This is a genomic window from Alteromonas oceanisediminis (assembly GCF_018474025.1).
In the GTDB taxonomy this organism is placed as follows: Bacteria; Pseudomonadota; Gammaproteobacteria; order Enterobacterales; family Alteromonadaceae; genus Alteromonas_E; species Alteromonas_E oceanisediminis.
Genome location: NZ_JAHCTA010000006.1, coordinates 135,201 through 159,913 on the forward strand (window position 1 = coordinate 135,201; position 24,713 = coordinate 159,913).

The window sequence follows — 24,713 nt, forward strand, 5'->3', positions numbered from 1 at the left end:
GCTCAGGTTTTCTGTTGGGCGGTTAAATGCGGATCCAGATTAGGCGGTGTAACACGAAGAATTTTGATGCCTAAGTAAGCGTAAACCACGGCCAATACTGGACTGATCAGGTTGAAAAACGCGTAAAAGAAATAGCTGAATGGGTGTACACCTAAAACACCGTGCATATATGCGCCACAGGTATTCCATGGGATCAGCGGCGACGTCAATGTACCGCCGTCCTCTAAGCTTCGCGACAGATTAAGCTGATCTAACCCTCTCGCCTCGAACTCTTCCTTGTACATGCGCCCGGGCATCACAATGGCCATATACTGATCAGCCGTGACCAAATTGGTGCCAATGCAGGTCAAGATAGTTCGCGAGACCATATCGCCTGCCGATTTAGCACCGTGTAATATGGTGCTCACCACGCGCTTAAGCAGTCCGACGCGTTCCAGAACTGCGCCGAAAGACATCGCACAGATGATCAACCAAATCGTATTCAGCATCGAGGACATGCCCCCTCGCGACAATAAACTGTTTAAGTTTTCATCCGCAGTATTAAACACAACGCCGTCGAACAATGCCGTCCAAACCACAGTTATCTGGCCGATAAAACCACTGAACTCGCTACTGATCATTTGCGTAACAACGTCCTGTTGAAACAATAGCGCCCAAACACCACCCAACAAAGCCCCAATAGATACTGCCGGAAATGCGGGCACTTTTTTAACGGCCAGCGTGAGCAACACAATCAGTGGCACCAGTAAGTACCAGCTCAGATCGAACGACTCCGCTAACAATGCCTGCATTTGGACAATGCGCGCGGACGACGTTTGAGAGTCTGCATTAAAGCCCAGCACCAAAAACAAGATAAGCGCAAGAATAAAGCTTGGAATAGTCGTCCATAGCATATAACGAATATGCTCAAACAAATTAGTGCCAGCGACAGCCGGAGCCAGATTGGTGGTTTCGCTTAAGGGAGAGATTTTATCGCCGAAATAGGCCCCCGAAATAATCGCACCAGCGGTGATCGCCGGCGACATATCCATACCCGCAGCGACACCCATTAGTGCCACCCCTACCGTGGCTGCGGTGGTCCATGAACTACCAATACTCATCGCGACAACCGCACAAATAATGCAAGCCGCTGCATAGAACATTGATGGATTCAACAACTCAAGGCCGTAATAGATCAACGTCGGTACTGTACCCGACAGCATCCAGGTACCAATCAGCGCCCCTACCGCGAGTAAAATCAAACAGGCACCGAGTGCCATTGAAATCCCATTCACGATACCTTTCTCAATATCATCCCAGCGATGACCATTTTTCATGCCCACGATGGCCGCAATGCCAGTGGCAATCAACAGCGCGATCTGATTAGGGCCATAAGAAGAATTATCGCCAAATAAATACACGGCACTGCCCATCATAACGATCAGCAGGATAACCGGGAGCAGAGAATCCAGCAGGCTAGGTGTCTTAATATGCGTACTCATTATTCACCACCTGAAATCACTGAACGAACAAACATCAGTAATATGACGACCGGACAAATAAATTTCACATAAAAGGGCCAAATTTTCCAAAACAGCGTTTGTTCGATGGTCGGGTTCCCTTCTTTAAGTTCTGTCAGGATAGCATCGCGTCGCCATACCCAACCCGCAAATAGACACAAAGCAAAACCCAGTAAGGGTTGAGAGTATTTCGTCGTGGCGTCAATCACTAATCCGAACAGTGACGAAAAGTTAAAAATAATCACGCAACTCAACCCAAATATCATTGCGGTTAATAGCCATACGGCTTTGGTGCGCGACACATTCTTGTTTTCAACCAAATAGGCGACCGGTACTTCAAGCATCGAAATAGACGATGTCAGTGACGCAATCACCATCAATGCAAAAAAAGCCAGCGCGACCAGCGGGCCGACGCCACCAATCGAGTCAAACAACGCAGGCAACACAGTGAAGATAAGTTGATCTCCGCCAATCAAAGCGCCGGTTGATGTAAATATCTCGACACCATTATTTAAAGCAACGTACATAGCAGGAATAATCAACATACCAGCGATAATGGCCACACCGATGTCAACCAAGGCCACCGATGCGCCTAATGCAGGGAGGCTTTCTTTTTTGCTGATGTAGGACCCATACACCAGCATCGTTCCAACCCCTAACGACATACTAAAAAATGCCTGACCCATGGCGCTTACCAGCAAGTCAGGACTGAACACTTTGCTAAAGTCAGGGACCAAATACACACGCCAGCCGTCCATCGCGCCATCTTGGAAACTCACATAAACGATCAACGCACAGATAATAAATATCAGGGTCGGCATCAAACGCACGGACCAGCGTTCAATACCACCACGCACGCCACCGGTCACAATTAAAGCCGTCAAACTAAAAAAGACAGCGCACAGTATGACGTTACGCGGAACAGAAAAACCAACTAGCCAGGCCGATGCAGCTTCCAGTCCCAGAAAGCCAGTAACTGGTTCGGCTAAGTAGGCAATCATCCAGCCACCCACGATGGCATAAAACGCCAGTATTAACGACACCGTGACGCAGCCCCATAAGCCAACCGCCTTTCCTGAAATACCACCGGAAATTTTGCTGAGTGCATCGACCATGTTGGAACGATTAGCGCGGCCAATCACGAGTTCAGCCATTAACACTGGATACGCTAACACAAAGGCAAGGATAAGGTAGACGAGCACAAAAGCGGCCCCACCGTTTTCAGCGACTTGATTGGGAAAGCCCCAAATGTTGCCTAACCCCACTGCCGAACCGGCAGCCGCCAGTATAAACCCAAAACGGGATGAAAATTCACCGCGAGCACTCATGCATATTCCTCTATTTTATAATTATTATGCAGTCGCCTAAAGACGAAAAAACGGGCCCTAATTGAGCCCGTTATTGGTATTATTGTCTACTGTTATTTGGTTGCAATAGCATATTTGCCAGTTTCTAACATATCAAATGTGATGTTGGCCGCCTCAGTCAGAAACGGATCAATATCTTCGAGCGATTCAGGCAGGTCATCCAACGACGTCACCGGCTCCATACCTAGACGCGCCAAGCGTTCGTTGACACGGGCCAAGCCCTTGGCCTCAGCTTCCTGTTTTGTTTTCAAGCGCTCGGCTTCAACCAACGAAATAAAGTCTTTATCTTTATTCTTTTGGTATTCAGCGATGTCTTCATAAAGATATTGAAATTCAGGATCTTGCATCACGCGTTTCTTGTGCTTAGCCGCCAAAATATCCAAGGTTTGAGCACCATCACTGAATGTCATGTAATTAGCGCGATTAATACTGTCCCACGGCAGAGCGTTTTCCTGTTGGCTTTCGCCCCACTCTGCAGGATCAATTGCACTGGGATAAGAAATATCAGGAACAACCCCTTTATGCTGCGTGCTACCACCGTTGATCCGATAGAATTTAGCAATGGTGAACTGCACGCTACCGAGCGGGTTTTCGTACAGATCGTAAATTCGGCCCAGACCGCGATGTTGCTGCACGGTTCCTTTGCCAAACGTTTGTTCTCCAATGATCAATGCGCGATTATAATCTTGCATTGCCGCGGCGAAAATCTCAGACGCTGATGCACTGTAGCGATCCACTAAAACGGTTAGCGGGCCGTCGTAATGCACCACACCGTCCGTGTCGCGATTCACACTTACCCGCCCTTCGCCATAACGGATTTGCACAACCGGTCCCTTATCGATAAACAGTCCGGTCAGCAAAGTCGCCTCCGGTAAGGAGCCACCGCCATTCCCACGCAAATCGATGATAACGCCTTTGACGTCTTGTTCTTTAAGCGCATCAATTTCCTTCTTAACATCTGCGTGCAAATTGTTGTAAAAAGAAGGGATCTCGATAATACCGAGCTTTTCACCTTGATGAGGGCCGGATTCTGGTTCAAAAACTTCAGATTTTGCCGCGCGATCTTCAAGCTTGATTTTATCCCGTGTCAATTCGACCACATCGAAGCTCTTACTATCGCCTGTACCTTTCATCACCTGCAAACGCACTGCACTACCCTTGGGCCCTTTGATCAGTTCAACCACTTCATCAAGTCGCCAGCCTATTACATCAACAAAGGCTTCATCAGCTTGACCAACACCGACAATTTTATCATCAGGCTTTAACTCATTTGATGCATCAGCAGGACCGCCAGGCACGATACTGCGAATAACGGTGTAGTCGTCTTCGCTCTGCAACACCGCGCCAATACCCTCAAACGACAAGTTCATTTCCATTTGGAATCGGTCAGCGTTGCGTGGCGACAAATAACTTGTATGCGCTTCGATACTGCGCGCAAATGAATTCATCACCGTCTGAAACACATCTTCACTACTGGTTTGATTGACGCGTTTAATCGCTCGTGAATAGCGTTTGTGTAATAAGTCTTTAATTTCTTCTTGCGTTTTATCTGCCAATTTAAGATTCAGTGCGTCATATTTAACACGTTGACGCCACAGTTCATCTAATTCAGCCACGTTCTCGGGCCAGGTAGCATCTTCACGGCTATAGTGAAACTCATCCCCTTCTTTTGTAAAATCGAAGGGCTTGTCCAACAGGGTCAGCGAATATTCCAAGCGCTCAATTCTGCGCTCAAGGCTGCGGGTGAACATCACATAAGCAATATTTAAGTCACCCAGTTTAATCGCTTCATCGAACTGCGTTCGATAGGCTGAGAATTCATCAATATCTTGCTGTAGGAATAAATTACGGTTGTGATCAAGAGACTTTAAAAAACGCTCAAAAACCTTCTCAGAGAGCGCGTCGTCCAGCGCAATCTCAGAATAGTGAGCGCGAGAAAATAGCTTCGATACACGTTTCGCGGCCGCAGCATGCTGGGATTCCTGTTTTAACAGGGGTAAATCTTCAATGCTGTCGCCTGTCGGCGATGCGACGATAGGAGCTGTGAAAGCAAACACAGCAGTTGCGATGGATGTACGAAGCAATTTCTTCATATTACGACCTCTTGGAATTCGCCAAACGTAAAGCGCTTTCGTCTACCTTTACCACCATACCACTGTCAACTTGAACGTGGATACCGTCTTTAGCGACATCGGTAATAACTGCAGGCATAGGTACTTTGCCCAACTTGACAGTGACATGAGTACCAACGCGAATGTCGTCAGCAGTTAATTTCTGCGCGACCGGTTTTTTGGAGTGACTAGGCGCGGATTTAGTTCCCGCATTTCTCGCAGCGTTCGCGCCACGAGGCTTAGCTGCCCCCCCGTGTCGCTCTGATTTTTTCTTATGCTGGTCTTTTTTTAATGCCTTGCGCTTCTCTGCAGCTTTCGCCTTGCTTTCTTCCAACTGCTGTTGTGCGTGTTCGGCATGTTCTTGCTCTATCACAGCATCATTTGACCCATCAAGCCCAACGCGATGGGCGCCAGCCGTAATGGATTCCAGATAACGCCAACTGTTGGTGTAGTGACGCAGCGATGCGCGTAGCAAGGTTTTACTGACTCTCGGTTCTTCCTCGAGAGCTGCTGCTAACTCTTGAAAAATACCGATTTTGAGCGGTTTAGCAGGGCCACTCAGCGTAAAGCACTGAGGATAGGATTCGGCTAAAAATGCAATGACTTCTTTGCTGTTAGCAAACTTTTGACTGGTTTCCATTAATTTGGTGCGCGCTTAAGTTCAATCGTGTTGTGTGTCTGAATCATCCCAAGTTGCCAGCAGTTGGTCAACCCAATCGCGTAAATCATCATCATCTATCTCGGTGAGTTGTTGTTCTGTATGCCAAAATTCCCAGCAATGCTGAATCATCTTTTCCAATTGTGACACCGGAATATCGTCGTCTACCTGATCGTACAGGCTATGCAGCACTACATTGAGTGCATCGCTGGCCGCCTCGAGGTCGTCATGCTGATCTGACATGTCTTCTGGCGTTGACAACACGGTATGGATATCGATAAATGTTTTCACGGTAAACGGTCTACCAATAAACTGACTAATTGTTCGAGGGCAACTTTATCCTCAAGCGTGAACCGGCCTACCGACGGACTGTCGATATCCAATACGCCAAAAAGCTTGCCACGCTTGACAATGGGAACCACGATTTCAGCATTCGATGCTGCATCACACGCAATGTGGCCGGCAAATGCATGCACATCTTTCACTAATTGCGTTTCGCGTTGTGTTGCTGCCGTGCCGCAAACCCCTTTGCCCATCGCGATCCGGATACAAGCAGGTTGACCGTGAAAAGGGCCAAGCAATAATTCTTCACCAGTAAAGCGGTAAAATCCGGCCCAGTTCACATCGTGCATGTTGTGATACAACAGCGCGCTTAGGTTAGCCATGTTGGCAATCGCATCAGTTTCATCGGCGATAAGCGCTTTGGCCTGTGCTAGAAGCGTCGTGTAGTCTGTTCGCATAGACTCGTTTAGCGTGGTGCTAATAAACATAGTGCCCTTATAAAATAGTAAATTCGACTAAAACGCTAGCACTGATACCCTGTGTGCCCGGTAGTGCGCTACTCATTTCCGCATCGGCCATCATCATTCGTGCTCTGGGTTGAGCGTAATTTTGTTGCTCACTCACACTGACCAGGCTGCCCACTTTGGCATTGACTGGCGTCAATAGTTTTTCAGCTTTTGTTCTGGCATCCAGCATCGCCTCAGACAGCGCTTGCAGATATAACGCTTCTTCGTTCTGCACAACAAATTCAAATTGCTCAATCCGGTTCGCGCCGCTGCGCAGTACGCCATCAATCAGTGCATCATACTGATCGAGTTCGGTATGCGATACTGAAATTGTGCGCGTTAAAACAAAACCTTTTTGCTGACGTTCACGTTGCACGGTTTCATACCAAGGATTGAGTTGAATTTGCATGGTTTGAATGTGCCGCTCCGCCACATCCATGCTACGCAAAAAGCCGATAATCGAACGTGTTGACTGAGTCACTTTCTGATTTAACTTAGACACGGTGTCGCCGCGTTCTTCAATCATAAATGTCACGCTGAACGCATCAGGAACAACGGCAACAGTAGCTTTTCCCTGAACGGAAATAGTATTCGTCGCGTTATCGGGGTTGGCCTGCGCGACAGCTGATGTGCTAATGAATAAAACAGTAAACAACAATAATAAATTTCGCATCAGTGATATTCCTTGTTTAAGTGACTGTGTAATAGGATATCGCAAATTGCTGAATATCACATGAATCCTACGTTAATCAACATGCTTGAGTTAGCCTAACCTCAGGCTTATAGCGAGTTCGAGTCATTGATGACCTAACTAGCCAAAAAACCAATAGCTTACGCAAATTGCAGCAAAAATTCCGGCAAAGTCAGCGGCTAAACAACATCCTACTGCGTAGCGGCTGTGCTTAATGCCGACGGCCCCTAAATAGACTGCAAGCACATAAAAGGTGGTTTCAGTGGAGCCTTGCAATACGGACGCTAATCGACCCGCAAAAGAATCAGCACCGTGAAATTGCATGGTCTCAATCATTAATGCTCGAGCGCCTGAGCCGCTCAACGGTTTCATCAAAGCAGTGGGCAGTCCGTCAACGAAGCGAGCATCCATACCCAATGCGGTGACACCAGTAGCGATGCTTTGCACCACCATGTCCATGACTCCACTAGCCCGCAGCATTCCTATCGCAAACAGCATTGCCAGTAAAAATGGAATGATGGATATCGCTACTTCAAAGCCCTTTTTGGCGCCTTCTACAAACAACTCATAGGTATCTTGCCCTTTTCGCCAACCGGCGATAAGCACAACGACAATGAACGTCAGTAATGCAAAATTAGCGACTACTGATGATTGTTCTGCCAGCTGATCCGCCGCAAGCTGCGAGAAATACAAAATGATCGCAAAGAGCAAACTGAACAGGCCGACCAAATAAACCATTACCACACGGTTGAACAGGTTAATTTTTTGTACCGCGCAGGTCACAAACAGTCCAGCAAGGGTTGACGCACTGGTGGCGAGTAATATGGGAATGAACACATCGGTCGGTTGCGCAGCTCCCTGTTCAGCTCGGTAGAGAAATACGGCAATCGGGAATAATGTCACTGACGACGTATTGAGCACTAAGAAAAGAATCTGACTGTCAGTCAAAGTATCTTTTTTGGGCGCAAGCGTTTGCATATCCTGCATGGCTTTAATACCAAAGGGGGTGGCTGCATTGTCGAGTCCCAGTAAGTTGGCTGACATGTTCATAGTGATACTGCCAATCGCCGGGTGGCCGCGTGGAATGTCAGGCATGAGTCGGCATAACAGAGGCTCAAGCAGCCGCGATATTTTAGCGACTAGACCCGAATTTTCAGCAACTTGAAAAATGCCTAACCAAAACGCTAGCAATCCGATCAGACCAATGGCAATTTCAACGCTGAGCGTCGCCATACTGGTCACGGCAGTCATCGTATCCTGAAATGCGGACAAATCACCACTGACAAACACTTGCCAAAGTGTTGCTAAAAAAGCAGACACAATGAAAAACAACCAAATTCGATGCAGCATCGTTAATCCAATGATTCTAGAGTGCGGCTAGCATAGGCGATATGAATAATTTATTCAAAGATGAGATGAGAAACAGAATAAAGTGGCTACCGTCTGCGCCTTTATATTGTCGACGATGTGTTGAGGCAGAGAGCTCCCCGCAACCTTGAGGCATACGGGGGCTTAATTTAGGCTAGAACATGCCTCAAACTTTCCACGCAATGATGAACATTTCTTGGTGTACACGCACTGCCCATCAAGCCAATACGCCATGCTTTACCGGCAAACTTACCTAGTCCGGCACCGATTTCCAGACCAAATTCATTCAACAAACGGCCTCTGACGGTTGCATCGTCTGCTCCCTCTGGAATCAAGATCACGTTGAGTTGGGGCAACCGATACGCCTCATCGACCGCGAAAGTCAGCCCAATGGATTCAAGCCCCTCTCTGAGTAGTTCGTGCACCTTTTTATGGCGCGTGAACGCATTTTCCAAGCCTTCCTCCTGAAGCATCAACAGCGATTCATGCAATGCGTAAATACTGTTGACCGGCGCAGTATGGTGGTAGGCACGCTTTGTACCCGCTCCCCAGTATCCCAAAATAAGATTCAAATCGAGAAACCAACTCTGTACCGGGTGTTGTCGATTCCTGATGACCTCAAGTGCGGTTTCGCTAAAAGTAACTGGTGACAGACCGGGCACACAGCTCAAACACTTTTGCGAACCTGAATAGCATGCATCAATCTGCCACTCGTCAATGTTGAGCTCGATACCGCCGAGCGACGTTACCGCGTCAACAATCGTTAAACAGCCATGTTGTTTGGCGATTGCGCATAATCGCTGAGCATCGTTGCGCACACCGGTGGATGTTTCTGCATGCACAAACGCAACCGCTTTGACGTTGTCGTTGGCTTGCAATACATTTTCCAGTTCTTCTGGGCTGGTTTGTTCACCCCACTCGCTTTCAATCACGATGGCAGTGCCGCCACACCGAGTCACATTCTCTTTCATGCGCATACCAAATACACCGTTGATACACACGACTACGGTATCACCTGGCTCAATCAAATTAACAATGCAGGCTTCCATACCCGCTGAACCTGGCGCTGAAATGGACATTGTTAAACTGTTTTGAGTGTTAAACGCGTAGCGCAATAAGTCCCCCGTTTGATCCATCAGTTCGATAAACTGTGGATCCAAGTGTCCTAACGTTGGTCTTGCAAGTGCATTGAGCACGCGCGCCGATACATCAGAGGGCCCTGGCCCCATTAAAGTTCGTTGTTGTGGTATAAAGGTAGACATGCGTGACCTCGCTTTAGCGCATCAAAGACCCCATTGTTTCATACATTCATCAAAAAACAATTCGGAATAACAAGCATTCACCCAGTGAATATGGGTGTCGCGGAATAACGACGGCAATTCACTTCTTTTATCAACAACCATCCAATTCAGCACGCCTGATTCTTTAAGTTACCTCTGCCATTTCAATGACCTACGATCACTTTCTGATGCATGGAAAGTGACCCAATAAAATACTTTGAAAAAATGTTTATATTTTGAGCGATAGTGATCTATTATTAGTAATCGATGCTTTTATTTAGCATTTCTCCCAAGTAAAAGTTAGCGCACGGCTCAGCAATGAGCCATTCCCCTAGGCCCGGAATTAGCAATAATTCTGGGCATTTTTTATAGGGTTGGCTGCTAACTGTCCTGTTGGTTGTCATGGGGGTTGAGGTGCTTCGCAAATGCTTTCGCGTTGTTTTCATAATGCGCTGCCGACAACTCAAGTTGATGAATCACTGCATCAGGTAGTGTTTTTACCACTTTTGCAGGAGATCCCATGACAAGAGAATTGTCGGGAATTTCCATTCCCTCTGTCACTAATGAGTTAGCGCCAACAATGCAGTATTTTCCAATTTTCGCATTGTTGAGTACGACTGCGTTGATCCCGATGAGGCTATAGTCCCCAATATCACAGCCATGTAGCATGACCTTATGGCCAATGGTCACTCCTTCGCCTACACGCAGGGAAATCCCCTCATCCGTGTGCAAAACACTGCCATCTTGCACGTTAGTTTGCTTGCCGATATGAATTAATCCGCAGTCGCCACGGATCACGGTGTTGAACCAAACGCTTGCCTTCGCGTCAATTTTAACCTGACCAATGACATGCGCACCGGGCGCTATATACACACTTTCATGTACCTCAGGCGCAAAGTCTTTAAAGGTATACAACATTTATTGCTCTCCTAAATAGCGCATTAGTCCTTCCTGGGTTGTGCTGGCGACCAGTTCACCCCGCTGGTTAAATATTTTGCCGTTTACCAAGGCACGTGCGTTGCCACTCACGGGGCTTTCCATTGAATACAAATGCCATTCATTCATATCAATGGGTTGATGAAACCATATGGCGTGGTCGATTGTTGCAATGCGCAGCTTCGGATCGTTAACCGCCACACCATGAGGTTGCAAAGCGGTACCTAAGAAATGAAAATCTGAAGCGTACGCCAACACAGCCTGATGAAGCGTACTGTGTGTTGGTAGTGTTTCATTGGATTTTAGCCACACCTGTTTTAAGGGGACATGCTGCTCACTGCTGTAAGGCTGCAGTGCATCGACCGTGCGCAGGTCAATCGCGCGATGGTAGTCAACTGCGCTGCGTACGCCTTTACCGACCAGTTGCGGATTCTGCAAATAGAAATCTGCATCATTCTGGAGTGAATCGGCGCTAGGCGCTATGGGCATTGTTGCGTATTGATGGGTTAAATTAGTTTCGCGGGTTTGAAATGAGGCGGTCATGTAAAAGATATTTTTACCGTTTTGGATCGCTTTGACGCGGCGCGTGGAAAAGCTTCCGCCATCACGCACATTCTCCACTTCATAAATGACCGGTGAAGCCGCGTTTCCCGGCAGCAAAAAGTAGCTGTGGTAACTGTGGCAGTAACGGTCGTCTGGCACCGTTGCCGTTGCAGCCACCAGTGACTGCCCCAACACCTGACCACCAAATAAGGCTCTAAACCCTAGATCCCAACTTATGCCGCGATACAGCGTTTCATCCAGCCTTTCTAAATTCATTAGATCGGCAAGTTGCGGAAGTGCCATTTAACATCCTTAACAATAGTAGCGTGAATTCACTTGCGCCTGATGTTCAAAAAAGCGCGTGTCTTTATAGGGTAATTTCATAAAGCCTGAAATACCACTGCCATTAATGAGCGGTACAAACTCAAGCACTTTTTGCAGTAATGCTCTAAATTCGTCCTCAAACCGATGATCGAGCAATTTGTAATAATTGTGGATCTTCAAATGCGTTGGTAGAGACTCGAAAATGATGCAACCAGTGTGATGGATTTGGTTTAGCTCAGCTAGCACATCTAATAGAGGCTGAGGAAGACGGAGCAATTCGTCGGGGTCTTCCCCATCTTCGAAATAGGAATGCATTCTACTGGCATCTTCAAACACAGACAAGCGACTCTTCTCAAACGGTATATGCTGATGCGGTAAGGGTTCGAACGGTTGGTCCTGACGCTCTCTTTCGATGTGCAAAGTGTCTCGCGCGTTAAACATACAGCACTTAAATACCCCCTCACGATGTAACGCTCTGGCCAATGTCACCACATTATTCACAGACATGTCGAAGCTGACTTTTAACGCAGGTTCAAACAAGTTTAAGCTCGAATCAATAAATACGCCCTCCGGCTGCCAACGCACAGCAAGCCCTCCCACAACGGGGTATTTCCCCAAACGGCTAACCGCAGAAATAAAGGCCTTTTCAGTCTCCCCCATGCCTTGCATGTAGTTTTTGTAATATCGGTCAAACTGCGCATCATCGATGTAACGAAACGCTTTTTCGTCAACATCGCTCTGCTGGCGCAGATACGACTTGCGCGAGCTGTAGACCACGGTTTCGATTTCTTTATCTCTGAGTGAGGCCCAGGAAGGAATGAGTGCTGAAGGTATTTCGGTGCGCTCATCATCAATGACGATGTTTTTTAACAGGTACACATGTTTAAAGAAGGCATCGCCGCCCTGTCGTCGCTGTTTTGGATCGTCGCTCATCAAGTGGCTGAGAATATCAGCAAAGAACTTAGGAAACCCCAGTGAAGCCGGCGTGATCACGTAACGGCCGAATCGACTCGATTGCCCCGACGCTAGCGCATAAAGCGTACTTGCAAGCCCTTGTTCGTCAAACCGTGGGGAGCTTAACGCACCATTTAACTGTTCATCGCCAATAAAATAGACGTCGCCTAAGCGCGCATTGGTTTGCTGCAAATCACCTGACATTAGATCCATCACATTGTGCTGGACATGTTGCCCTGTTTCATCGAGCTGCGCGTAAACACACGAGCCCCAATCAATCAGGCCAATAGTTTGCGTCGTGTCATCCCACACGATATTCGACGGTTTGATATCGCCATGGACGATGGGTTTAATACCTTGCTTAGTCGCGTTACCGCGCAACGTCAGCAGAATATCCGCTAACTGTGCGGCTATTTTGAGCACCAGACTGATTGGCAATGGACCACATCGCAGGGAAACTTTTTCAAGGTCCTCACCTCGCGCACGCTGCATGACGAGAATGGCCTGACGGCCGATTTGTTGAAACTGGATTAAACTGGGTACAAACCGATGATGAACCTGCGACAGCATGAAGGCTTCTTCTTCCAGCCTATCTTGTACGTGCTGCGGCAAATTGATGCGCGAAAACTTGAAAACGTGTTCGTCACCCAACAAACTTTCACCGGCAAATGCAAAACCGAAAGCCCCCTTACCAATCATGTCTATGTTTTTATAGCCCAACTGAGTTAATTGCTCAGTGCACAAAGCAAACCAGTCTTTTAGCTTTTTCGCATCAGCATGCGACAGCAAGTAGATGCTTTGATCTTCGGGAATGTAAAAATGCTGTAGATCAGTCGGCGTTGACATGGTTGTTAAGTCAGTTCTACAAGCCAATGAGTCTTGATTGACGTGGCGCTTAACGGTTTTGCTAATTTTTGCAGTGCGCCAGCAATTGTTTCTGCGAACTGCCAGGGAGGATTAATCACCGCAACTCCTGAGCCAAACATTCCATTGTCGGCGCTTTTTTCGCTTACGTTTAGCTCGGCATAAAACAACCCTGATAACGCAATCTCAGCCAGGCTATCTCGCAACTGTTCAGATCGGCCACTTTTCGCACCGGCACGTTGACTCAGTAACGGATACCAAATCAAGATACACGCCGTTGGCCAACGCTTTAAGACCTTTTCGATGGTTTGATAAACAGCTTGATACTCCGACGCATTTTCGTACGGCGGGTCGATCAGTACAATCCCACGTTTTTGTGCAGGAGGAACCACACCCACTAGCCCTTCAAAGCCATCGCGGTGGTGCAGTGCAATTTGCGCACAAACGTTCTCTTGTAACGCGCGCGTGGACAGGTTGTTTTGCAGCTTTTCAAATTCAGTGGGGTGTAACTCCATCGCAACCAGTGCATCTTGCGCACGCAACCAAGATGCTGCTAACACGGGAGAGCCAGGAATGACTCCTTGCTCCTGAAACCGTGAAAGCGTGCTGATATAGTCATTGAGTAATGGATCGTCGTCAGCGATAGAAGTCTCTTTTTGACTGACCAAACGCGTTAATCCGGTTTTGAATTCACCGTTTAACTGCACTTGCTCATCATTGACCACATAGCTTCCTGCGCCGGCGTGTGTGTCGAAAACACAAAATGGTTTAGATTTTATCGAAAATCGTTGTATCGCGGCGAGCAAACACAGGTGCTTGAGCATATCTGCGTGATTTCCCGCATGAAACGCATGTTTGTAACTGAGCAAAAGCCTAGACCCTATCAACGATAAAAATGAATTTAAACACCTTGATGCACGCGTGTAAATCAACAAAAAAGCCTCAGACTGCGGAAACAGGCTGAGGCTGATTGCGACCTATTGAGTATTAACGCATAGCAAGCATCATTTTACTCGGTTGCTGCAGGTAAGAAAGCCACAGGTTATTAAATTTAACCATGGTAGCACCATCAATGACGCGATGATCGCCGGACCAGTTTACCGTCATTATGTTCGCTGCAATAACATTATCGTTACTGTCAAACCGTGGTAAACGCTGCGTTTTCCCTAGCGCGACAATAGCGACCTCAGGTTTATTAATCACAGGCGTCGCGACCGTTCCCCCCAGCGCACCAATATTCGAGATACTGATCGTGCCACCGGTCAAATCCGAATTACTGAGTTTTCCATCGCGCGCTCGTTCGATAATACCGTTAAGCTCTAAGGCAATGTCTTCAAGAGACTTTTCCTGAACCCGTTTGATATTGGGCACCAGCAATCCAATCTTACTGTCTACTGCCAAACCAATATTGTGGTCAGCCAAATAAGTCAGTTCACTACCATCAGCCGACAAACGACTGTTAATAACAGGAAACTCATTCAATGCTAACGACAACGCCTTGATGAAAAAGGGCATGAAAGACAATTTGATACCCTTGTCTGCCAGCATTGGCTTAAAGTCTTCTCTGAGGGCAATTAGCGCCGACATTTCAAGCTCATCGCTTACCGTGAAATGCGGTATCGTACTCACCGAATCAGACATCTGACGCGCCATTGCCGCCTGAATGCCTTTCACTTTTACCGTGTTATTCTGGCGCTGACTCACCGCGCTACTCAATGCATCACTGGCTTTTGAAGAGACTTGCTCATCAGCGCTTCCGGCAGCGAGCACGTCTTGCTTTAATATTCGCCCTTTTTTACCGCTACCTTCAATGCCGTTCAAATCGACATTCTTCTCGCGCGCAACTCGGCGCACTGCGGGGCTCGCCAAGACCTTACCCGATATGGCAACAGGCTCAAACTGGCCTCCTTGCTCACGTTGCCCCGATGTATTGGACAGGCGTTTTGGGCTGCCCTGAGTTGCACTGGCTTTGGAAGCCGGTTGCGGCGCGGTGGTTGTGGCAGGCGCTTCGTGTTCGCTTGAAGACAACGCAAACAGAGGTTGATGAACTTGCGCGATTTCCCCCGCCTTATGATAGTGCTTGACCATGACACCGGCATGCTTGGCCGGAATTTCGACCACCGCTTTGTCGGTCATCACCTCAACAACCGCTTGATCTTCCTCAACGGTTTCACCCTCGGCCACTAGCCATTTGACGATTTCGCACTCCACAATTCCTTCGCCGATATCCGGTAGAATAAAATCTTCGCTGTGTGCAGATGTGCTCTGCTCGACTGCCGATGAATTTATTGATGTGGATGCATCTTCGTTATCCTGTGCAGGCTGTTCATTGCTGGATTTCCCTTCGACCTGCATGGCAAACAACGGCTCATGGACTTTGGCTATTTCACCAACCTGATAATACAATTTCAGTACTTTACCGGAATGCATTGCAGGAATTTGCACCGTGGCTTTGTCAGTCATGACTTCGGCGACGGGCTGATCTTCCTCAATAACATCCCCTTCAGACACTAACCACTCAAGCAATTCACACTCAACGATACCTTCGCCGATATCAGGCAATATAAAATCAGTACTCATGCGTTACCTCTAGTAATCTAATGTGCGCTTGATGGCTTCATAGGTTTTCAGATGATCCGGCATATACTCTTTCTCATGCGCCAGTGGATAAGGTGTATCAAGCCCACAAACCCTTGCAATGGGAGCTTCCAGGTGCAGGAAACACTTATCTTGAATAGTGGCTGCTATCTCACTGGCAAATCCGCCCGTCATAGGGGCTTCATGATTGATCAATAAACGACCGGTCTTTCTGACTGATTGCGCCACACACTCCGCATCCCATGGCAAGATACTCCGCAAGTCAATAACGTCACAACTCACACCGTCGTCATTGGCCATCTGCGCAGCTTTCTCGATAACTTCCATTTGAGCGCCCCAAGCAAGTAACGTGATATCACTGCCTTCGGTCACAATGTCTGCCTTACCTAAAGGCAGCGTGTAATCCTCTTCTGGTACCTCACACACTGAAGCCCGATATAAACGTTTTGGCTCCATAAACAGTACAGGGTTATCGTCACGAATCGATGCCAACAGTAAACCTTTTGCTTGATAGGGATTGCGCGGTATAACAATTTTCATCCCTGGCGTATGGGCAAAGTAAGCTTCTGGGGATTGCGAATGGTACAACCCTCCAGCAATACCGCCACCGTAGGGCGTTCGAATCGTTAATGAGCCGCAGGTAAACTGCCCGCCAGAACGATATCGAAACTTCGCCGTCTCATTCACGATCTGGTCAAAGGCCGGAAAGATATAATCAGCGAATTGAATTTCAGCAACGGGGTATGACCCCTGAGACGCCAAACCGTTGGCAAAACCAATAATCCCTTGTTCAGTGAGCGGCGTGTTAAAGCAGCGTTCCCGACCAAAATGTTCCTGCAAGTGACTGGTGGCTCGAAATACGCCGCCGAAATGACCAACGTCTTCGCCGAACACCACAACCTTTTCATTTCTGCGCATTTCCAGAATAAGGGCATCGTTGATGGCTTGCAGTAAGTTCATCTTCTTCATTATTTAACCCCCTTGGCAGTTTTCGGATAGGCGTCCGGGTACTTTTTAATATGCGCTTTAAGTTCAGTGATTTGTTCCTGCAGGTGCCATGGCACAGTATCGTAAACATCATTCACCAGATCGTCGATATCACAGACATCCACCTTTTCAGCGGTTTTCACTGCTGCCAGTATCGCTTGGCGGCTCTCACTAAGCATCGCCTCGTGAGCCTGCTCATCAAACCAGCCCTTATCCATCACCCAGCGCTTGAAGCGATTAATCGGATCGCGTTCACGCCATTTGGCTTCTTCTTCTTTCGAGCGATAACCGGTCGGATCATCTGAGGTCGAGTGCGCCGCTAAGCGATAGGTCATCGCTTCAATCAGCACGGGGCAGTTCTCAGCTAACGCGATCTCCCGCGCTTTTTGCGTCGCCGTATAAACAGCAAGCGCGTCATTACCATCAACACGAATGGTTTTCACACCATAACCGATACCGCGCGACGCGATCCCATCACCGGCAAACTGCTCGTCAGCTGGGGTAGAAATCGCATAACCATTGTTGCGGCAGAAAAAGATCACAGGGCATTTCAGTACGGCCGCCATATTGAGGCCAGCATGAAAGTCACCTTCTGACGCGGCACCTTCACCGAAATAACAGATGGTAACAGCGTCAGTACCCTGTAGTTTCTGACCATACGCGTATCCAGACGCCTGCGGAATTTGAGTGCCTAACGGCGACGAAATGGTCATAAAGTTGAGCTTTTTATCACCATAATGAATCGGCATTTGACGCCCTTTGTTAGGGTCTAAGCGATTGCTGAACATTTGATTCATAAACTGCTCAGTAGAATAACCTCGATACGCTAAAGCCGCCTGTTCGCGGTATTGCGACATGATCATGTCATCATCACTTAACGCTGCCGCGCTAGCGGTGGTGGCGGCCTCTTCGCCCGTACACGCAAGATAGAAGCTAATTCTACCCTGACGCTGCGCAGCAACCATGCGTTCATCCAATAGGCGGATATACTCCATGGTATACAGGATCTTTTGCGTCTTTTCTTTGTCGATTTCCGGCGCGTTTGCGTCGGCAATTAGCGCACCCTCATTATCAAGAATTTGTAGCATGGGGATGTCGACTATGCCGTTTTCAATCACATTGACTGAGTGAGTAACATGCACATTTGACAAATGGTTACGGTCGTTCATCGAAACTCCGTGAATTGTTTTGTGTAGGGTTTTTAACTCAAGCATAGTACGCCAACCGCAGTAATGACACGTTGCTTTTTCGTGAATTAAGTCGCGCTTAACATGGGGATTTGTTTCAAATTTGTGAACAGAATTGAAACATTCATCCTACATTTCACGCTTTGCTGAAATTTTGTCTTATTCGATTTACACATAGCGGTAAGAATGTCTTCCATGAGCCTTAAAGTGTCGCAATTCGACCGAACTAAAAAAAGTGTCTTTAATATTTCATTTGCATTACAAACCAAGAAAAAGTGTGCTAGAAATAAAAAGTCGACGAAAAAACAGTCGATGCAATGCAGCGTAAATCATTAACTATCAGCTGTATTCCATAATAATAATCATTTCAATCCCAGGGTACTTATCCCAACAACAGGAAGACGGAGGTTTACCTGTGAACCATAAAGTGACATTAGCTGTATCCGCAGCGTTAATGTCAATGTCAGTGCACTCAGCCACCCAGCTGAGCGCTGCGCTAAGCAGCAGTTTTGATGTTGAAAATAACGTTTTGCAAGCTTCACAGCCGGTATCGGTTAACAAGCGCGTCGTTACCAATGTGAATCAGACGCGTAAATTTATCCCAGAACCGGAACTCGACAACAAACCTTATGTATATATTGTTCAGTTAAAAGATTCGCCGGTAGCACTGTATGATGGAGGAATCAAAGGATTTCCAGCGACAAATCCTAAATCATCGGAGTTGGTAGCTTCGTCCCCTCTAGAAGCTGGTAAGCTCAATGTAAAAGACACCAATGTAAAGCGTTACGCTAACTTGTTAGAACAACGCCAACAATCGTTTATTTCAAAAGCTAATAGCACTATGGGTAATCTTCGTGTGTTGGACACCTTTAAATACGCGATTAATGGCTTTACCGTCCGAATGACCCAGGCTGAAGCCGCAAAGCTGGCTCGCCTTGAAGGCGTTGCATTTGTAGAGCGTGAACGGATCTATGAAATGCATACTGACCAAGGCCCTACATTAATAGGCGCGCCCAGCGTTTGGGATGGAAGCGCCACTGATTCGGGTATTGGCACACTAGGCGAAGGCGTGGTCGTCGGTATTATCGATTCCGGTATCAACTCAGATCATCGTTCCTTCGCAGACATCGCTGATGATGGCTATAACCACACTAACCCCTTGGGCAGCGGTAATTATATTGGTGATTGCGCCGGTGCCTCCCCAACGATTCAGTGTAACGATAAACTGATTGGTGTGCGTAGTTACCCGTCAGTTACCAATGTGTACTCAGATGAAACTGTTTTCCCACCGGGCCTTCCTGCCAACGGTGAAGATTATGATGGGCACGGAACCCACGTCGCCAGTACCGCTGCGGGTAATATTTTGCGCGATGTTCCGCTTTACGTGCCTGACACTGGCGAAGAAGAAAGTGATGGTATTCCTACACCGCTGACTTTCCCGGAAATGTCAGGTGTAGCGCCTCGCGCCAATATTATTGCCTATCAAGTGTGTTTGCCCGGAAATAATGGGGATACTTACAGCGGCTGTGCTGGTACGGCTATTTTAGGCGCTCAAGAAGATGCCATCATTGATGGTATTGACGTTGCAAACTACTCCATTGGTATACCCGGTCCAGCGAGCAATTTAGCATGGAATAATGCTTCCGAAGTCGGTTTCCTCTCCATGCGTAATGCGGGTATTTTCGTGGCCGTTTCTGCCGGTAACTCCGGTCCTCTGCAAGGCACTACGACTAAGCAGGCTCCTTGGTACACAGCTGTCGCGGCTACTACACATGGTCGAGTCCTTGCTACACCGAAGGAATTGACCGATTTTTCCGGTGGCGATACTGATTTAGATCCCATCCCAGGCTCTTCAAACTCTGGCGGTATTACCGCATCTATTGTGTATGCCGGTGACTATGAAAACCCGAATGATCCAGACGGCGATCCTGCACAATGCCTGGAACCTTTCCCAGAGAACACGTTTAGCGGTGAAATCGTAGTGTGTGACCGTGGTGCCATTGCTCGCGTTCAAAAAGCAATTAATGTTGCCGAAGGCGGTGCTGGCGGCTATGTTTTAGCCAACGTAACTCCAGGCAGCGTCAATTCTGATTACTACGTTATCCCTGGTATTCATATTGATGACCAAAACGCGGTTTTACTCCGCGAGTGGTTAGCCAGTGGCACAGGCCACACGGCAACCATTACGCCAGCAGACTCATCGATTACTTATGATGACGACGCCGCTGACCGTGTTATTGGATTCTCTTCACGTGGGCCCAATATCACGGCATCAACTTTGAGTCCATTTGTGGCAGCACCGGGTGTTGATATCTACGCCGCTTTTGCTGATCAGGACTTTGGTAATGATAATACTGGTCCTACGCCCACTGACTTTAATTTCCTAAGTGGTACGTCAATGGCAAGCCCGCATGTGGCTGGTGCCGCAGCGTTAATTAAGTCGGTACATCCCAACTGGACACCTGACGTGATCCGCTCTGCGTTGATGATGACCTCAACAACGGCGGTAATGGATGATGATGGCACCGTCGCTGATTGGTTCGATATGGGGGCGGGTCGTATTCAGGTCGATAAGGCGGTTCAAACCGGTTTGGTGATGGATGAAACCGCGTCAAACTATAATGCAGCTAATCCCTCCGCGGGGGGCGATCCACGCTCACTGAATCTACCCAGTGTGACGGATACGGATTGTCTTGGCGTTTGTACGTGGACTCGCACGGTGACAGCCACCAAAGCCGGCTCATGGAGCGCTTCAGGAGCGTCGATTTCTGGCGATTTGAGCATCACCGTCACCCCAACATCGTTTGATCTCGCTGAAGGTGAAAGTCAGGAGTTGACCATCGAGGTTGATGTGTTTAACGCGCCGCGCGATGTGTACTCATTCGGTATCGTCAATCTAACGTCGCCAAGTTCACCAGACTTGCACATTCCGGTCTCTGTCGAGGCGTCAACAAGTACCATTCCTGAAGAGCTGGAATTTGTTGCTAAACGTGATCAGGATTCATGGCTAGTGAGAGATCGAGTTGCTGTTGAAATCAGTAATTTTACCATCAATTCATACGGGCTAACGAAACCCACAAGCGTAGAGGGCTCAGCGTCTCAAGACACGAATAATTCAGACTTTTTGGATGACCTCGAAGATGGTTTGTTCATCACAACGGTCGACGTGCCTGAGGACGCCAAGCGTCTTGTTGCCAATACCCGTAACTCTACGTCACCTGATTTAGATTTATATGTGGTAATTGATGCCAATGAAGATGGAATTCCAACAGAAGATGAAATTGTCGGTTCAAGTGCAACGGCATCGGCGGAAGAGTTTGTTGACATTAAGCTTCCATCTGCCGGCATGTACTGGCTTATCGTACAGAACTGGTCAGCCTCTGCGGAAGATGCCACTGATACCTTTGACCTCAATTATGCGGTCGTTGATGGTGAAATCGGTGACAATCTTACGGTAGAAGCGCCAAGTGCAGTGCCGCAACTGACACCGTTTGATCTTCGCTTCATATGGGATCTCGAGGCTGCTGAAACGGGCGACATGTATTTTGGAGCTGTCGATTTCGGTACCTCTCCTGACAATGCAGGTAACCTCGGGCTTGTTATGGTCGATCTTGTGCGTGGTGAGGACGACGTGTCCGTAGTGGGCGATTCATCCACTCGACTTGAACCTGGCGATACTCGCACATTCTCTGTTGCAGTCGATGCCAACTTTACGCCCGAAGATCGCAACTATGAAGTCTCGTTAACGTTACCAGACGGTGTTTCACTGGTTGAAGACAGCACAGAAGCAGAAGTTGATGGCGATACATTGTCTTGGATGGTCTCACAGCCATCTCTGCTCGAAATTCAGCCAACCTATCGAGTATCAACAAACGCGACCGATGAACAATGTGCGATTCCGTTTGGGGATGGTAGCTATGTAAATCTGGCTGATTTCGGACTTGGACTGAATAGTGACATCGATGGCGACGAAGTAACGGGAAGTTTCCCTAACTCCGTCCAATTCTATGGTCAAGAGTACAATGGATTTACCCTAACCGACGACGGGTTTATTGTGCTTGACGGTAACACGAGTAATATTCCACGAGTGAATCAGCTAATGCCAGATTCCAACTCACCGAATGCCGTAGTTGCACCGTTCTGGCGTGACATGACGTTTGATGTTGAGAATGGTCAAGGTGCTACCGTTGCTGCCACACGTGATGGTAGCGTTGTATTTATCGAATGGGATAACATGACACCCGTTGTTGCAGCAGGTGAAGCACCCTCTGGAGACGTTGCTGATTTCCAAATTGTCTTTGCTAATCAACCAGCGCCAGGGCAGCCCAGCATCGTGTTCGCGTATGACAACGTAACCCATGTAGAAGGCGATGACATTCCCACTTCCATTGGGTATGAGAATGCAAGTGGTACAGAGGGAAGAACCACACATTATATTCCGCCCGCAGGGTCAAGCAATGACCCCATTGGTAGTGTCGCTAATGATGCAGTGTCAGGTACGCAGATCTGCTTCTTCTTAGAAGAAGTCCCTAGCGAGCCTACACTGTTGTCGTTCACAGTGCAGGTGGATGAAGGCAATACTGGCGGGCCAATTCAAATGGTAGCGATGTCTAGCGTCACTAACATTCCGGGCACCGTGACTTCTGCTTCAGATGTATTTGCAGCCGTTCAGGTTGAAGGCGCGCCTCGCGTAACAATCGCTGGCGAGACTGTCGCTAACCTTGAAGTGGTTGAGCTGCAAGAACTTGACCTTATGGGTGAAGTTGTTGATCCCAATGGCGATGATGTCGACATTACTTGGACACAAATATCTGGCCCGGCTGCGGTAATTGCTGGCAACGGCATTGCAGATGCGGTGTTAATGGCACCAGAAGTGGAAGAGGACGCTTTAATCGTGCTCGAGATTTCCGTTGTTGATGAAAATGGCAACGAATCTACAGCGATTGCGAATGTCACTGTGAAAAACAACCTAGCACCTGAATTAGCGATCACTGCGCCAAGCTCTGTTGAGGAAGGTTCTACCATCCGCATCAGTGTGGCAGCGAACGATCCTGAAGGTGACGATGTTGCCATCACAATTGATGGCGTACCAGGCTCAACCTTCACGACAACAGCACCTGGAACTAACACGGATACGTCGATTAGCTTCCAAGTTGTTGCCACTGATGGATTGAACACGACCACTGAAACCGTGACCGTTCGTGTAACGAACAAGAGCGGTGGTAGCATGGGTTGGATAGCATTGCTGCTCATCCCTGCAATTTGGTTGCGTCGTAGAAAAGCACACTAATGAATAATCATTAGAAACTAAAAAGGGTCGCAATTGCGACCCTTTTTCATTTATCTACCCCGTTGTAAGCCAGCACGACACTCTCAAACCTTACTTGAGAAATACCCCGTCACTGAACTAGCGCTATTGAGTAGTAGCCTATCGCTCGAAATCATGCCGCTCACGTTTAGAAGTAACCGGTCATTTCGAGGCAAAGAAACATATAAAGTCGATGTTAGGGGGCTGCTGGACGGACTTGCTCAACCCAACTTCAGGCGGTTTACACTCACAGTTTATGTGCAAACAGCGTTCGTTTCTCACTATCGCTTAAAAATGCTGCCTCTACCGCGTTGCGCTGAATACCTTCTAAGTCAGACTGCGATATACCAATAACATCGTGGGCTACCTGATACTCGTGCGCTAAATCAATAGCAGACACACCGGGATCATCGGTGTTTAATGTCACGCACAATCCTTTCTCCAGAAAAACTTTCATTGGGTGCGCGGCCAAATCCTGCACGGTCGCGGTTTGATAATTTGATGTGGGGCACGATTCTATAGGAATGCGAGCGTTGGCCAATTGTCGCAGCAAGTTATCATCTTTAATGGCAGCAACGCCGTGGCCTATTCGTTGCGCACCCAGTAAGTTAATTGCACGGCTTACACTGTCAGGCCCATCCGCTTCACCGGCATGTACGGTGATGTGCCAGTCAGCGTTGCGCGCCTTGGCAAAGTGGTCGACAAACCATTCAGCAGGAAAGCCAAGCTCGTCACCGGCTAGATCTAAACCTGTGATATGTGACTTGTGCGCTAGCAATCCGTCTAACTCTTTCAGGCACTGCTCTGCGCCATAGGTACGACTGAGAATACCAATTAAGTTCGCTCTGACACCGTATTCCTTCTGACCATCTTCCACGCCTTGGATCACTGCTTCTGTAACATCCGCGATGTTTAATCCGTGATGCTCCGCCATGTAAAACGGCGAAAAACGAAGCTCAATATAATCTAACCCCTCTTGCTTGGCATCCTGCATGTTTTCATACGCCACGCGATAGCAGGCATCAGTATTCTTCAGCACGGATACGCCGTAATCGAGACGCTGAAGGAAAGCGAGCAAGTCACTGGTTTTATCTTGGATCTGCACAAGCGGTAATAAATGATCGAGATCCATCGCTGGCAGAGAAACGCCGTACTGCTGGGCTAAATCCAATATGGTTTGTGGACGGATATTACCATCTAAGTGTCGATGCAAATCTATGACCGGTAATTGGCGGTTAATCATGTTCCCT

18 protein-coding genes are annotated in these 24,713 nt (G+C 48.0%); 1 reads left to right on the plus strand and 17 read right to left on the minus strand.

Translation table 11 applies throughout. The annotated features are described in order from the left end of the window. Positions 1-2: 2 nt before the first annotated feature. From nhaC to KIU71_RS11985, 16 genes are all read right to left on the minus strand, one after another. Positions 3-1,481, minus strand: coding sequence for a Na+/H+ antiporter NhaC (gene nhaC, locus KIU71_RS11910; RefSeq protein ID WP_214131512.1), 1,479 nt, complete (start codon positions 1,479-1,481; stop codon positions 3-5). Continuing rightward, positions 1,481-2,827, minus strand: a complete 1,347-nt coding sequence (locus KIU71_RS11915) for a sodium-dependent transporter (RefSeq protein ID WP_214131513.1) — start codon at positions 2,825-2,827, stop codon at positions 1,481-1,483. Before KIU71_RS11915 ends, nhaC begins: the two co-directional genes overlap by 1 nt. A 92-nt stretch (positions 2,828-2,919) precedes the next feature. Continuing rightward, the gene (gene prc / locus KIU71_RS11920) at positions 2,920-4,959 is read right to left on the minus strand and encodes a carboxy terminal-processing peptidase (RefSeq protein WP_214131514.1); all 2,040 of its coding nucleotides are present in this window, start codon (positions 4,957-4,959) and stop codon (positions 2,920-2,922) included. Position 4,960: 1 nt separating this feature from the next. Beyond that, positions 4,961-5,617, minus strand: coding sequence for an RNA chaperone ProQ (gene proQ, locus KIU71_RS11925; RefSeq protein WP_214131515.1), 657 nt, complete (start codon positions 5,615-5,617; stop codon positions 4,961-4,963). A gap of 21 nt (positions 5,618-5,638) precedes the next feature. Further along, positions 5,639-5,926: a hypothetical protein gene (locus KIU71_RS11930; protein ID WP_214131516.1), complete on the minus strand. Its 288-nt coding sequence runs from the start codon at positions 5,924-5,926 to the stop codon at positions 5,639-5,641. Then, positions 5,923-6,375: a GAF domain-containing protein gene (locus tag KIU71_RS11935; protein WP_214131517.1), complete on the minus strand. Its 453-nt coding sequence runs from the start codon at positions 6,373-6,375 to the stop codon at positions 5,923-5,925. The genes KIU71_RS11930 and KIU71_RS11935 overlap by 4 nt, the downstream gene beginning before the upstream one ends. 37 nt (positions 6,376-6,412) lie before the next feature. Continuing rightward, positions 6,413-7,096: an SIMPL domain-containing protein gene (locus tag KIU71_RS11940; RefSeq protein WP_214131518.1), complete on the minus strand. Its 684-nt coding sequence runs from the start codon at positions 7,094-7,096 to the stop codon at positions 6,413-6,415. A gap of 138 nt (positions 7,097-7,234) precedes the next feature. Further along, positions 7,235-8,464, minus strand: coding sequence for a nucleoside recognition domain-containing protein (locus tag KIU71_RS11945; protein ID WP_214131519.1), 1,230 nt, complete (start codon positions 8,462-8,464; stop codon positions 7,235-7,237). 167 nt (positions 8,465-8,631) lie between these two features. Beyond that, a complete protein-coding gene (locus KIU71_RS11950) occupies positions 8,632-9,711 on the minus strand; it encodes a pyridoxal-phosphate-dependent aminotransferase family protein (RefSeq protein WP_214131703.1) in 1,080 nt (359 codons plus the stop codon). A 432-nt stretch (positions 9,712-10,143) separates the two neighbouring features. Further along, entirely contained in the window at positions 10,144-10,680 is a 537-nt protein-coding gene (locus KIU71_RS11955; RefSeq protein WP_214131520.1) for a gamma carbonic anhydrase family protein, read from the minus strand. Further along, a complete protein-coding gene (locus tag KIU71_RS11960; protein ID WP_214131521.1) occupies positions 10,681-11,544 on the minus strand; it encodes an acyl-CoA thioesterase in 864 nt (287 codons plus the stop codon). It lies immediately after the preceding gene. A 9-nt stretch (positions 11,545-11,553) separates the two neighbouring features. Next, positions 11,554-13,365 carry a protein kinase domain-containing protein gene (locus KIU71_RS11965; RefSeq protein WP_214131522.1) on the minus strand — a complete coding sequence of 604 codons (1,812 nt, stop codon included), beginning with the start codon at positions 13,363-13,365 and terminating at the stop codon, positions 11,554-11,556. A gap of 5 nt (positions 13,366-13,370) precedes the next feature. Next, complete coding sequence (locus tag KIU71_RS11970; protein ID WP_214131523.1) at positions 13,371-14,207, minus strand: 23S rRNA (adenine(2030)-N(6))-methyltransferase RlmJ; 837 nt, start codon at positions 14,205-14,207, stop codon at positions 13,371-13,373. Positions 14,208-14,370: 163 nt separating this feature from the next. Beyond that, on the minus strand, positions 14,371-15,963 hold the full coding sequence (locus KIU71_RS11975) for a dihydrolipoyllysine-residue acetyltransferase (RefSeq protein ID WP_214131524.1): 1,593 nt from the start codon (positions 15,961-15,963) through the stop codon (positions 14,371-14,373). Positions 15,964-15,972: 9 nt separating this feature from the next. Then, complete coding sequence (locus tag KIU71_RS11980; RefSeq protein WP_214131525.1) at positions 15,973-16,950, minus strand: alpha-ketoacid dehydrogenase subunit beta; 978 nt, start codon at positions 16,948-16,950, stop codon at positions 15,973-15,975. Next, on the minus strand, positions 16,950-18,137 hold the full coding sequence (locus KIU71_RS11985) for a thiamine pyrophosphate-dependent dehydrogenase E1 component subunit alpha (protein ID WP_214131526.1): 1,188 nt from the start codon (positions 18,135-18,137) through the stop codon (positions 16,950-16,952). Before KIU71_RS11985 ends, KIU71_RS11980 begins: the two co-directional genes overlap by 1 nt. 433 nt (positions 18,138-18,570) lie before the next feature. On the opposite strand from KIU71_RS11985, the gene KIU71_RS11990 reads away from it, so the two are divergent. Beyond that, on the plus strand, positions 18,571-23,445 hold the full coding sequence (locus KIU71_RS11990) for a S8 family serine peptidase (RefSeq protein ID WP_214131527.1): 4,875 nt from the start codon (positions 18,571-18,573) through the stop codon (positions 23,443-23,445). Positions 23,446-23,710: 265 nt separating this feature from the next. On the opposite strand, the gene add is transcribed toward KIU71_RS11990, so the two are convergent. Further along, complete coding sequence (gene add, locus KIU71_RS11995; RefSeq protein WP_214131528.1) at positions 23,711-24,706, minus strand: adenosine deaminase; 996 nt, start codon at positions 24,704-24,706, stop codon at positions 23,711-23,713. Positions 24,707-24,713: the final 7 nt, after the last annotated feature.